Raw genomic sequence first — 11523 nt, forward strand, 5'->3', positions numbered from 1 at the left:
TTAGCGAGCGTGCGAAAGATACGCGTTGAACCCGTGGTCGAGATACGCGTTGAGCGGCAGGTCGTCGCTGAGCATCGCCGCGTCGATGTCGGCGAGTTCGGCGGTGCGCTGCATGTCTTCCCAGTACGCGATGCCCACCAGCCCCGCGAGCAGCAGGGCGAGCGGCCACGCGCGCAGCAGGCGGCGCGCGAACGACACCGGCGGCCGGCCCGGGGTGCGTGCCGGGCCGTAGCTACCTGCCGCGCCGGCGAACGCGGGCACGAACACCGGCGCCGTCGCGGCTTCGGGTTTCTTGCGCGCGAGCGCGGCCCGGCGCGCGGCGGCCAGCCGGTCGGTGGTGGCGGCAGGCAGCGCAGCCGTACGCTCGTCGAGCGCGCGGCGCACCTTCAGCGCGAATTCGTGTTCTCGGTTTGCGGGAGCGGAGCTCATAGCGTGATTCCTTTGGCCTTGAGCGCGTGTGCCAGGGTATGGGTGGCTCGCGAGCAATGTGTCTTGACACTGCCTTCGGAGCACCCCATTGCGGCGGCAGTCTCGGCAACATCCATATCTTCCCAGTAACGCATCAGGAACGCTTCCCGTTGACGTGCCGGAAGTTTCTGGATTTCTTCGTCGATCAGGGCCAGAACCTGTTCCCGTTCGAGACGGTGCTCGCTGCTCTCGACACCCGGGTTGTCGTCCGCGGCCTCGAGCGTTTCGAGCGGGTCGAAGTCCTCGTCGTCGGTACTGTTGAGCGACGAGAACAGCGTCACCCATGTATTGCGGACTTTCTGGCGGCGGAACCAGTCGTGGATCGCGTTCTGCAGGATCCGCTGGAACAGCAGCGGCAGCTCGGCCGCCGGCCGGTCGCCGTATTTCTCCGCCAGCTTGATCATCGCGTCCTGCACGATGTCGAGCGACGCATCGTCGTCACGCACGGCGTACGCAGCCTGCTTGAACGCGCGCCTTTCGACGCCCGCCAGAAAGTCGGCGAGTTCCTTGTCTGATGCCATTCCGTGAAGGTATGCGCTGCGGACTGCGGCGTGGTGTGAAAGGTCGAAAAATTTCGTAAAACCCGCGGATGCTAACAAATTTTCGGGCCGCTTGGCACCGGTACCGGTCCCGCGCGTTGCGCGCGAGCCGCGCGGGCGGGGCGCCGGACGCCGGCCATGATGCGCTGCGGGATATTTTGCTTGACGGCGCCTGCGCGAGCGGCTATCGTCGGCGATTCGCAACATGAAGTGATGGTCTCATTTGAGGCTGGCCCAAGAAGCCCGCCCTTCAACTGGACGCGCCGCTTGAACCCGAGCCACAAGCCCGGCAGAGAGCACCCGATCAATTTTTTGCCGAAAATTCGAAAGGTCAAAATGAACATGCCCAGCGCGGAATTCTCCACGTCGGAACCCCTTTCCCCTCCCGATAGCGACTCCATCGGCGGCACCGTGCTCATGAAGGCACTGGCCGATGAAAACGTCGAATTCATCTGGGGTTATCCCGGCGGCTCGGTTCTCTACATCTACGACGAGCTGTACAAGCAGGACAAGATTCAGCACGTGCTGGTGCGCCACGAACAGGCGGCCGTGCACGCAGCCGATGCGTATGCGCGTTCCACCGGCAAGGTCGGCGTCTGCCTCGTGACGTCGGGCCCCGGCGTCACCAACGCGGTGACCGGCATCGCCACGGCCTACATGGATTCGATCCCGATGGTCGTGATCAGCGGCCAGGTGCCGACTGCCGCGATCGGCCAGGACGCGTTCCAGGAGTGCGACACCGTCGGCATCACGCGTCCGTGCGTGAAGCACAACTTCCTCGTGAAGGACGTGCGCGACCTCGCGGAAACCGTCAAGAAGGCGTTCTACATCGCCCGCACCGGCCGTCCGGGCCCGGTGCTGATCGACATCCCGAAAGACGTCTCGAAGACGCCGTGCCAGTACGAGCCCGTCAAGAGCGTGTCGCTGCGTTCGTACAACCCCGTCACCAAGGGCCATTCGGGCCAGATCCGCAAGGCCGTGTCGCTGCTGCTGTCGGCCAAGCGCCCGTACATCTACACCGGCGGCGGCATCATCCTCGCCGACGCGTCGCGCGAGCTGAACCAGTTCGCCGACCTGCTCGGCTACCCGGTCACCAACACGCTGATGGGCCTCGGCGGCTATCGCGCGTCGGACAAGAAGTTCCTCGGCATGCTCGGCATGCACGGCACCTACGAAGCGAACATGGCGATGCAGCACTGCGACGTGCTGATCGCGATCGGCGCGCGCTTCGACGACCGCGTGATCGGCGATCCGGCGCACTTCGCGTCGCGCCCGCGCAAGATCATCCACATCGACATCGACCCGTCGTCGATCTCGAAGCGCGTGAAAGTCGACATCCCGATCGTCGGCGACGTTAAGGAAGTGCTGAAGGAACTGATCGAGCAGCTGCAGACGGCCGAGCACGGCCCCGACACCGAGGCGCTCGCGCAATGGTGGAAGGACATCGAGAGCTGGCGCGCGAAGGACTGCCTGAAGTACGACCGCGACAGCGAGATCATCAAGCCGCAGTACGTGGTCGAGAAGGCGTGGGAGCTGACGGACGGCAACGCGTTCGTGTGCTCGGACGTCGGCCAGCACCAGATGTGGGCCGCGCAGTTCTACCGATTCAACAAGCCGCGTCGCTGGATCAACTCCGGCGGCCTCGGCACGATGGGCTTCGGCCTGCCGGCGGCGATGGGCGTCAAGATGGCGCACCCGGACGACGACGTGCTGTGCATCACGGGCGAAGGCTCGATCCAGATGTGCATCCAGGAACTGTCGACCTGCCTGCAGTACGACACGCCCGTGAAGATCATTTCGCTGAACAACCGCTACCTCGGCATGGTTCGCCAGTGGCAGCAGATCGAATACAGCAAGCGCTATTCGCATTCGTACATGGATGCGCTGCCCGATTTCGTGAAGCTCGCCGAAGCGTACGGCCATGTCGGCATGCGGATCGAAAAGACTTCGGATGTGGAGCCGGCGCTGAAGGAAGCGCTGCGCCTGAAGGACCGCACCGTGTTTCTCGACTTCCAGACCGATCCGACCGAAAACGTCTGGCCGATGGTCCAGGCCGGCAAGGGCATCACCGAGATGCTGCTCGGATCGGAAGATCTGTAACGGCGCGACGCGCGCGCCGGCCGTTGCGGCCGCCTTCACGAAGGGCGGTGCGGCACGCGGCGGCGCGCGGCGCGAGTGAATCGACACGGACACATTCTGGAAGAAGCGAACATGAGACACATCATTTCCGTCCTGCTGGAAAACGAACCGGGCGCGCTGTCGCGCGTGGTCGGTCTGTTTTCCGCACGCGGCTACAACATTGAAACCTTGACGGTGGCGCCGACCGAAGACCAATCGCTGTCGCGGCTCACCATCGTATCCATTGGCTCCGACGACGTGATCGAACAGATCACGAAGCATCTGAACCGCCTGATCGAGGTGGTGAAAGTGGTGGACCTGACCGACGGTGCACACATCGAACGCGAGCTGATGCTGATCAAGGTCCGTGCAGTGGGCAAGGAGCGCGAAGAGATGAAGCGGATGTCGGACATTTTCCGCGGCCGCATCATCGACGTGACCGAGAAGACCTACACGATCGAATTGACGGGCGCGAGCGACAAGCTCGACGCATTCATCCAGGGGCTGGACGCGGGCGCGATCCTCGAGACCGTGCGCACCGGCAGCTCCGGCATCGGACGCGGCGAGCGCATCCTGAAGGTGTGATGCCGAAAGGCACGCCGGGTGCGCCGTCATGTCCCGGCCCGCAGTACTCCAACTGAACGAATTGTTGAATTTTTGAATTAGCGAAGGAACCATCATGAACGTTTTCTACGACAAAGACGCCGACCTCTCCCTCATCAAGGGCAAGCAAGTCACGATCATCGGCTACGGCTCGCAAGGCCATGCACACGCGCTGAACCTGAAGGACAGCGGCGTCAACGTGACGGTCGGCCTGCGCAAGGGCGGCGCGTCGTGGAGCAAGGCCGAGAACGCCGGCCTGTCGGTGAAGGAAGTCGCGGAAGCCGTGAAGGGCGCCGACGTCGTGATGATGCTGCTGCCGGACGAGCAGATCGCCGACGTGTACGCGAAGGAAGTGCACGCGAACATCAAGCAGGGCGCGGCGCTGGCATTCGCGCACGGCTTCAACGTCCACTACGGCCAGGTGATCCCGCGCGCCGACCTCGACGTGATCATGATCGCGCCGAAGGCGCCGGGCCACACCGTGCGCGGCACGTACTCGCAGGGTGGCGGCGTGCCGCACCTGATCGCGGTTGCGCAGAACAAGTCGGGCGCGGCGCGCGACATCGCGCTGTCGTACGCGGCGGCCAACGGCGGCGGCCGTGCCGGCATCATCGAGACGAACTTCCGTGAAGAGACCGAAACCGACCTGTTCGGCGAGCAGGCCGTGCTGTGCGGCGGCACCGTCGAGCTGATCAAGGCCGGCTTCGAGACGCTGGTCGAAGCGGGCTACGCGCCGGAAATGGCGTACTTCGAGTGCCTGCACGAACTGAAGCTGATCGTCGACCTGATCTACGAAGGCGGCATCGCGAACATGAACTACTCGATCTCGAACAACGCCGAGTACGGCGAGTACGTGACGGGCCCGCGCGTCGTCACGGAAGAGACGAAGAAGGCGATGAAGCAGTGCCTGACCGACATCCAGACGGGCGAGTACGCGAAGAGCTTCATTCTCGAGAACAAGGCAGGCGCGCCGACGCTGCAGTCGCGCCGCCGCCTGACGGCCGACCACCAGATCGAGCAGGTCGGCGCGAAGCTGCGCGCGATGATGCCGTGGATCGCGAAGAACAAGCTCGTCGACCAGACGAAGAACTAAGCACGCCGCAAGCAAAACGTGCTGTTCCGGCCCTTCGAGCGAAGGGTCGGTATCAAAAAGCCGCCCGAAGGCAGCAGTGCCCCGGGCGGCTTTTGCTATCCTACGGGCTTTGCAATTCACCGAACACAGAACGAATCCATGAACTATCCTCATCCGATCATCGCGCGCGAAGGCTGGCCGTTCATCGCGATCGCAGCCGTCATCGCGTTGTTGATCCACGCGGTCGGGGGCTTCGGCTTCGCGTGGCCGTTCTGGCTGCTGCTCGTCTTCGTCGTCCAGTTCTTCCGCGATCCGCAGCGCCCGATCCCGGCGCAGCCGAACGCGGTGCTGTGCCCGGCGGACGGCCGCATCGTCGCGGTCGAGACCGCGCAGGATCCGTACGCGAACCGCGAAGCGCTGAAGATCAGCGTGTTCATGAATGTCTTCAACGTCCACTCGCAGCGTTCGCCGGTCGACGGCGCGATCACCAAGGTCGAGTATTTCCCGGGTGCGTTCCTGAACGCGGCGATCGACAAGGCGTCGACCGAGAACGAGCGCAACGCGGTCGTGATCCAGACGGCGAGCGGCAAGACCGTCACCGCCGTGCAGATCGCCGGCCTCGTCGCGCGCCGGATCCTCTGCTACGTGCGCGCCGGCGAGCCGCTGTCGCGCGGCCAGCGCTACGGTTTCATCCGCTTCGGTTCGCGCGTCGACGTGTACCTGCCGCTCGGCAGCCGCGCGAAGGTGTCGATCGGCGAGAAGGTCTACGCGTCGTCGACGATCCTCGCCGAGCTCGAGCAGTAAGCGGCGAGGCGCACGATGGCCGCATTCAAACCGCGCCGCCCGCGCAACGGCGTCAACCAGCCGCCGCGCCCGTTCCGCCGCAACAAGGCGCTCGCGCCCGATCCGGCGCCGCTGGAAAGCCGGCGTGCCGCGCGCCAGCGGTTCCTGCGCACGCGCGGCATCTACCTGCTGCCGAACGCGTTCACGACCGCCGCGCTGTTCTGCGGCTTCTTCGCGGTCGTGCAGGCAATGAACGTGCGCTTCGAGATCGCCGCGATCGCGATCTTCGTCGCGATGGTGCTCGACGGAATGGACGGGCGCGTCGCGCGCATGACGCATACGCAGAGCGCGTTCGGCGAACAGTTCGACAGCCTGTCGGACATGGTGTCGTTCGGCGTCGCGCCGGCGCTCGTGATGTACGAATGGGTGCTGAAGGATCTCGGCCGCTGGGGCTGGCTCGCCGCGTTCGTCTATTGCTCGGGCGCCGCGCTGCGTCTCGCGCGCTTCAACACGAACATCGGCGTGGTCGACAAGCGCTTCTTCCAAGGTCTGCCGAGCCCGGCCGCCGCCGCGCTGATCGCGGGCTTCGTCTGGCTCGCGACCGACAACCGCGTGCCGATGAAGCTCGGCTGGCTGCCGTGGGTCGCGTTCGTGCTGACCATCTACGCGGGCGTGACGATGGTGTCGAACGCGCCGTTCTACAGCGGCAAGGCGCTCGACGTGCGGCATCGCGTGCCGTTCGCGGCGATCCTGCTGGTGGTCGTCGCGTTCGTGCTGGTGTCGTCCGATCCGCCGCTGATGCTGTTTTGCCTGTTCGTACTGTACGGGCTGTCCGGCTACGTGTTCTGGGCCTACATGGCCGTGCGCGGGCGCGCGAACCCCGCGCGCTCGTCGCAGCGCGATCACTGACGCGCCGCGCTATCGGCACGCAAAACGGCGGCCCCGCGGCCGCCGTTTTTATTTGTCCCTTTTTCGGCGCTCGCGGGCCGGAACATCGGGCGGCGTCCGATTGCGCGCGTCGCGGAATCTCGCTATAGTCTTCGGCATGACTGCATTTTCCCGCCTCTCCCTCCTTCTAGCCGGTGCGCCGCTACGCGCGCTAGCTTTGGCGCGCCTGCCGCGCTGACCGTTCCCGCCCTCCGTCAAGCCTCGTCTGTTGTTGAGCGTCGCCAGCGGTGGCGCGATCTCGTTACGTTTGACTTCCGTATAAAGAGCCCTGGAGCCCCCCATGACAGACAAGCTGATCATTTTCGATACGACGTTGCGTGACGGCGAACAATCGCCCGGCGCGTCGATGACGAAGGAAGAGAAAATCCGCATCGCGAAGAACCTCGAGCGGATGAAGGTCGACGTGATCGAGGCCGGCTTCGCGGCCAGCTCGAACGGCGACTTCGACGCGATCCACACGATCGCCGGTCTCGTGAAGGACAGCACGATCTGTTCGCTGGCGCGGGCCAACGACAAGGACATCCAGCGCGCGGCCGATGCGCTGAAGCCGGCGAACAGCTTCCGGATCCACACGTTCATCGCGACCTCGCCGCTGCACATGGAAAAGAAGCTGCGGATGACGCCCGAGCAGGTGTACGAGCAGGCGCGTCTCGCGGTGCGCTTCGCGCGCAAGTTCACCGACAATGTCGAATTCTCGCCGGAAGACGGTAGCCGCTCCGACATGGACTTCCTGTGCCGCGTGCTGGAAGGCGTGATCGCCGAAGGCGCGACGACGATCAACATCACCGACACGGTCGGCTACGGCGTGCCGGAAATGTACGGCAACCTCGTGAAGACGCTGCGCGAGCGCATTCCGAACTCGGACAAGGCGATCTTCTCGGTGCACTGCCACAACGACCTCGGGATGGCCGTCGCGAACTCGCTGGCCGGCGTGATGATCGGCGGCGCGCGTCAGGTCGAGTGCACGATCAACGGTCTCGGCGAGCGCGCGGGCAATACGTCGCTCGAGGAAATCGTGATGGCGGTGAAGACGCGCAAGGACTACTTCGGTCTCGACGTCGGCATCGACACCACGCAGATCGTGCCGACCTCGAAGCTCGTGTCGCAGATCACCGGTTTCGTCGTGCAGCCGAACAAGGCGGTGGTCGGTGCGAACGCGTTCGCGCACGCGTCGGGCATCCACCAGGACGGCGTGCTGAAGGCGCGCGACACGTACGAGATCATGCGCGCGGAAGACGTGGGCTGGACCGCGAACAAGATCGTGCTCGGCAAGCTGTCGGGCCGCAACGCGTTCAAGCAGCGCCTGCAGGAACTCGGCGTGTCGCTCGACAGCGAAGCCGAACTGAATGCCGCGTTCATGCGCTTCAAGGATCTGGCCGATCGCAAGTCGGAAATCTTCGACGAGGACATCATCGCGATCGTCTCCGAGGAGTCCGCGCTCGCGCAGGAGCAGGAGCACTACAAGTTCGTGTCGCTGTCGCAGCATTCGGAAACGGGCGAGCAGCCGCACGCGAAGGTCGTGTTCGCGGTCGAAGGCAAGGAAGTGACCGGCGAAGCGCGCGGCAACGGTCCGGTCGACGCGACGCTGAACGCGATCGAGAGCGAGGTCGGCAGCGGTTCCGAACTGCTGCTGTATTCGGTGAACGCGATCACGACCGGTACGCAGGCGCAGGGCGAAGTAACCGTACGGCTGTCGAAGAGCGGGCGGATCGTCAACGGCGTCGGCACCGATCCCGACATCGTCGCGGCATCCGCGAAGGCGTACATCGCGGCGCTGAACAAGCTGCATTCGAAGGACGACAAGCTCAACCCGCAGCGCTCGTAAGCGCGGCGCATGTCGCGAAACGCCCCGTGCGGCCCTGCGCCGCCGGGGCGTTTTTCATGCACCGCTCATTCGGCGGCCGGCGCGCGGACCAGCCAGCGGCGCGCGGCCGCGCGCGGCGGCGGGCTCGGCCGGCGAAACTCGACGGCGATCCCGCGGCGCGGCGCATCGGCGACGAACGCGTCGAGCAGCTCCAGCACGTCGTGGTCGATGTAGTCGGCGCGCGTCGCGTCGATGATCACCGCCGCGCGATCCGGAATGTGCCGCAGATGATGCTTGACCTGCACCTTGCCGAGGAACGACACGTCCTTGCGGAACGACAGCAGGAAGTGATCGTCGTGCTGCGCGAGCGTGACGGGGCTCTTCAGGTTCGCGACGGCGACCGACAGCACGCTGCAGGCGAGGCCGAGCGCGATACCGAACAGCAGGTCGACCGCAAGCACGCCGGCGATCGTCGCCGCGAACGGCACGAACGCGGCCGGCCCTTGCTTCATCACCGCGCGGAACAGCGCCGGCTTCGCGAGCTTGAAGCCGGTGTGGATCAGGATCGCGCCGAGGCTCGCGAGCGGAATCAGGTTGATCAGGCCGGTCAGCGCGAACACGCTGGCGAGCAGCAGCACCCCGTGGACGATCGCCGAGAGCCGGCTTTGCGCGCCCGCATGGACGTTGACCGAGCTGCGCACGATCACCGACGTGATCGGCAGCCCGCCCATCGCACCCGCGACGAGGTTGCCGACCCCTTGCGCCTTCAGCTCGCGGTCGGGTTGCGTCGGCCGGCGCTTCGGATCGATCTGTTCGACCGCTTCGAGGCTCAGCAGCGTCTCGAGGCTCGCGACGACCGCGAGCGTGATCGCGACGCGCCACACGTCCGGGTTGACGAGTTGCGCGAAGTTCGGCCCGAGCTCCGCATGCTTGAGCGATGCCGCGAAGGCCGCGAACGATTCGAGTTCGGGCAGCGTGACGCGATGGGCGGCGCCCGGCGCGACCGACGGCGCGACGAGGCCGAGCACCAGCGTGGCGCCGATGCCGAGCACCACGACCGCAAGCGGCGCGGGCACCGCGCGCACCAGCGCGAAGCGGCGCAGCGCGGGCGTGTCCCATGCGATCAGCAGCGCGAGCGATGCCAGCGCGATGGCCGTCGCGGCCCAGGCGGTCGGCAGGCCCGGCCACGACGAAAACGTTTGCGCGGCCGCGCCGCCGATGCCGAACGCGAACGGAATCTGCTTGACGATCAGCAGCAGGCCGATCGCCGCGAGCATGCCCTTGATCACGGGCGACGGCACGTAGGCCGCGAAGCGGCCCGCGCGCAGCATGCCGAAGCCGAACTGCAGCACGCCGGACAGCAGCACCGCGAGCAGGAACGCGGAGAAGCTGCCGAGTTGCGCGATGCCTTCGACGACGATCACGACGAGACCGGCGGCGGGCCCGCTGACCGACAGCGACGAGCCGCTCAGCAGTGCGACGACGATCCCGCCGACGATGCCGGACACGAGCCCGGCGAACGGTTCGACGCCGGAGGCATTGGCGATGCCGAGACAGAGCGGCAGCGCGACGAGGAACACGACGATGCCGGCGACGATGTCGCGCGGCAGGGTGGACAGACGCTCGTTGAGTTTCATGGTCGGGACGATTTCATGGACATGAGGGCGGGGCGGCTCAGCCGAGCGCGGCGGCATGCGCGGGCTCGGCATCGACGGGCTGCGCGGCATAGCCGGAGTCGAGTTCGACGAGGCGGCCGTCGGCGAGCGAGAAGATCCAGCCGTGGACGAGCGGCGGCCGTTCGCGGTCGCGCACGATCGGCGACGCGCGCAGCAGCCGCACCTGTTCGAGCACGTTCAGCTCGGCGAGGCGGTCGGCGGCGGCCGCGTCGTCGAGGCCGGCGAGCGTGTCGCGATGGCGCCGCGCGAGCGCGCAGAGCGGCGCGATGCGGCGCGCGACGTGCGGCAGGTCGGATGGCGGCGGCAGCAGCGACGCGCGCACGCCGCCGCAACCGGTGTGCCCGCAGACGATCACGTGATCGACCTGCAGCACGCGCACCGCGTACTCGAGCACGCTCGCCGCGTTGTCGTCGTCGGGATGGAACAGGTTCGCGATATTGCGATGGACGAACAGCTCGCCGGGCGCGCAGTGCGTGATGGTTTCGGCCGGTACGCGGCTGTCCGCGCAGCCGATCCACAGCACGCGCGGGTTCTGGCCGCGCGCGAGCGCGTCGAAGAAGCCGGGCGTGCGTTCGTGCGTCTCGCGGGCCCAGGCGATGTTGGCGACCAGCATGCTCTTGGGGCGATTCATGAGGACTCCTTTTGGATAAAGGCGAATGAATATCGACCGGAAGGGTGCGGCGAAATGCTTTCTGAATTGAAAGGTTGGATTGGAACCGATATTAGGGGTATGCCCTAGCGGTCCGTATGCGTCGAAACAATTTGTTTCAAATTGACGCCGCGCGGTGCATCGGGCGCACCAAGGCGACGCATGACCTGCGTTGGCGCAGTCGCGTCATCGACCGGAAAAGCCTGTCGCCGGCGTATCCGAATTGAATCGCGCGGCGCAATAAAGGAAACGGCCATTCACGAACGATTCATGAATGGCCGTCGGGAAAATGCGCGAATCACGCGCTGCCGGTCAGAACAGGTTGCGGCGATCGGGGTCGTGAAGCGGATCGGGCGTTTTCTGCGTCATGCGCAGGATGCCCTGCGGGTCGAAATAGAAGCTGTACATCATGTACCAGACGTTGTCCTCGAGATACCGGTACGTCCACACCTCGCGCTTCATCAGCGGGAAGTAGGAGGTTTCGACCGGGCGGCCGAAATTGACGAGGACGTCGGTCCTGGTCCACTTGCCGATTTCCGCGCGATAGAACTCGCTCGGCTGCAGCACCTGACGCACGTTGACGATCTTGTGGGCCGCATCGACGTCGGCCGCGATCGTGACTTCGCCCATCGGCTGGGTCGGCCACATCAGGCGCTTGCCGCCGCCGGGCAGGTCGTAGATCTCGCGCGGCGGGCCCAGCCGCGCGACGATGGCCGATTCGTCCTGTCCGGCCTGGTATTGCTGCCACGGTTGTGCGCAACCGGCCAGCAGCACCGCCGCGCAGGCGGTCAGCATCGACAGGCGCGCGGGAAGGCGAATGCGCATCGGGATTCTCCAGAACACGGGAACAGCCCAGTTGTATC

General features: G+C 65.7%; 11 protein-coding genes. 6 read left to right on the forward strand and 5 right to left on the reverse strand.

The features are described 5' to 3' along the window. Positions 1–429 carry a DUF3619 family protein gene (locus BST28156_RS11905; protein WP_174902260.1) on the reverse strand — a complete coding sequence of 143 codons (429 nt, stop codon included), beginning with the start codon at positions 427–429 and terminating at the stop codon, positions 1–3. Beyond that, positions 426–989 (reverse strand): RNA polymerase sigma factor, encoded by a 564-nt coding sequence (locus tag BST28156_RS11910; RefSeq protein WP_009688212.1) that lies wholly within the window; start codon positions 987–989, stop codon positions 426–428. The genes BST28156_RS11905 and BST28156_RS11910 overlap by 4 nt, the downstream gene beginning before the upstream one ends. Before the next feature lie 354 nt (positions 990–1343). On the opposite strand from BST28156_RS11910, the gene BST28156_RS11915 reads away from it, so the two are divergent. The 6 genes from BST28156_RS11915 (at position 1344) to BST28156_RS11940 (ending at position 8356) form a co-directional block, all read left to right on the forward strand. Continuing rightward, the gene (locus BST28156_RS11915) at positions 1344–3107 is read left to right on the forward strand and encodes an acetolactate synthase 3 catalytic subunit (RefSeq protein ID WP_009688213.1); all 1764 of its coding nucleotides are present in this window, start codon (positions 1344–1346) and stop codon (positions 3105–3107) included. Between the two features lie 111 nt (positions 3108–3218). Then, positions 3219–3710, forward strand: a complete 492-nt coding sequence (gene ilvN / locus BST28156_RS11920) for an acetolactate synthase small subunit (protein WP_006398781.1) — start codon at positions 3219–3221, stop codon at positions 3708–3710. Between the two features lie 94 nt (positions 3711–3804). Next, on the forward strand, positions 3805–4821 hold the full coding sequence (ilvC, locus tag BST28156_RS11925) for a ketol-acid reductoisomerase (RefSeq protein ID WP_174902261.1): 1017 nt from the start codon (positions 3805–3807) through the stop codon (positions 4819–4821). 138 nt (positions 4822–4959) lie between these two features. Further along, positions 4960–5604: a phosphatidylserine decarboxylase gene (locus BST28156_RS11930; RefSeq protein ID WP_031401923.1), complete on the forward strand. Its 645-nt coding sequence runs from the start codon at positions 4960–4962 to the stop codon at positions 5602–5604. Between the two features lie 15 nt (positions 5605–5619). Continuing rightward, a complete protein-coding gene (gene pssA / locus BST28156_RS11935) occupies positions 5620–6492 on the forward strand; it encodes a CDP-diacylglycerol--serine O-phosphatidyltransferase (protein ID WP_060240808.1) in 873 nt (290 codons plus the stop codon). Between the two features lie 319 nt (positions 6493–6811). After that, entirely contained in the window at positions 6812–8356 is a 1545-nt protein-coding gene (locus BST28156_RS11940; protein WP_009688217.1) for a 2-isopropylmalate synthase, read from the forward strand. Between the two features lie 65 nt (positions 8357–8421). Here BST28156_RS11940 and BST28156_RS11945 read toward each other — a convergent pair whose 3' ends face one another. The 3 genes from BST28156_RS11945 to BST28156_RS11955 form a co-directional block, all read right to left on the reverse strand. Further along, complete coding sequence (locus tag BST28156_RS11945) at positions 8422–9972, reverse strand: SulP family inorganic anion transporter (protein WP_174902262.1); 1551 nt, start codon at positions 9970–9972, stop codon at positions 8422–8424. A gap of 37 nt (positions 9973–10009) precedes the next feature. Further along, on the reverse strand, positions 10010–10642 hold the full coding sequence (locus tag BST28156_RS11950) for a carbonic anhydrase (RefSeq protein ID WP_040127858.1): 633 nt from the start codon (positions 10640–10642) through the stop codon (positions 10010–10012). A gap of 330 nt (positions 10643–10972) precedes the next feature. After that, a complete protein-coding gene (locus tag BST28156_RS11955; protein WP_060240805.1) occupies positions 10973–11485 on the reverse strand; it encodes a hypothetical protein in 513 nt (170 codons plus the stop codon). Positions 11486–11523 lie beyond the last annotated feature (38 nt).

Origin of the sequence: Burkholderia pseudomultivorans (assembly GCF_902499075.1) — a bacterium.
GTDB lineage: Bacteria > Pseudomonadota > Gammaproteobacteria > Burkholderiales > Burkholderiaceae > Burkholderia > Burkholderia pseudomultivorans.

Coding starts and splice junctions, on each gene's coding strand:
- BST28156_RS11905 (WP_174902260.1), bottom strand. CDS start 429: ATGAGCTCCGCTCCCGCAAACCGAGAACACGAATTCGCGCTGAAGGTG.
- BST28156_RS11910 (WP_009688212.1), bottom strand. CDS start 989: ATGGCATCAGACAAGGAACTCGCCGACTTTCTGGCGGGCGTCGAAAGG.
- BST28156_RS11915 (WP_009688213.1), top strand. CDS start 1,344: ATGAACATGCCCAGCGCGGAATTCTCCACGTCGGAACCCCTTTCCCCT.
- ilvN (WP_006398781.1), top strand. CDS start 3,219: ATGAGACACATCATTTCCGTCCTGCTGGAAAACGAACCGGGCGCGCTG.
- ilvC (WP_174902261.1), top strand. CDS start 3,805: ATGAACGTTTTCTACGACAAAGACGCCGACCTCTCCCTCATCAAGGGC.
- BST28156_RS11930 (WP_031401923.1), top strand. CDS start 4,960: ATGAACTATCCTCATCCGATCATCGCGCGCGAAGGCTGGCCGTTCATC.
- pssA (WP_060240808.1), top strand. CDS start 5,620: ATGGCCGCATTCAAACCGCGCCGCCCGCGCAACGGCGTCAACCAGCCG.
- BST28156_RS11940 (WP_009688217.1), top strand. CDS start 6,812: ATGACAGACAAGCTGATCATTTTCGATACGACGTTGCGTGACGGCGAA.
- BST28156_RS11945 (WP_174902262.1), bottom strand. CDS start 9,972: ATGAAACTCAACGAGCGTCTGTCCACCCTGCCGCGCGACATCGTCGCC.
- BST28156_RS11950 (WP_040127858.1), bottom strand. CDS start 10,642: ATGAATCGCCCCAAGAGCATGCTGGTCGCCAACATCGCCTGGGCCCGC.
- BST28156_RS11955 (WP_060240805.1), bottom strand. CDS start 11,485: ATGCGCATTCGCCTTCCCGCGCGCCTGTCGATGCTGACCGCCTGCGCG.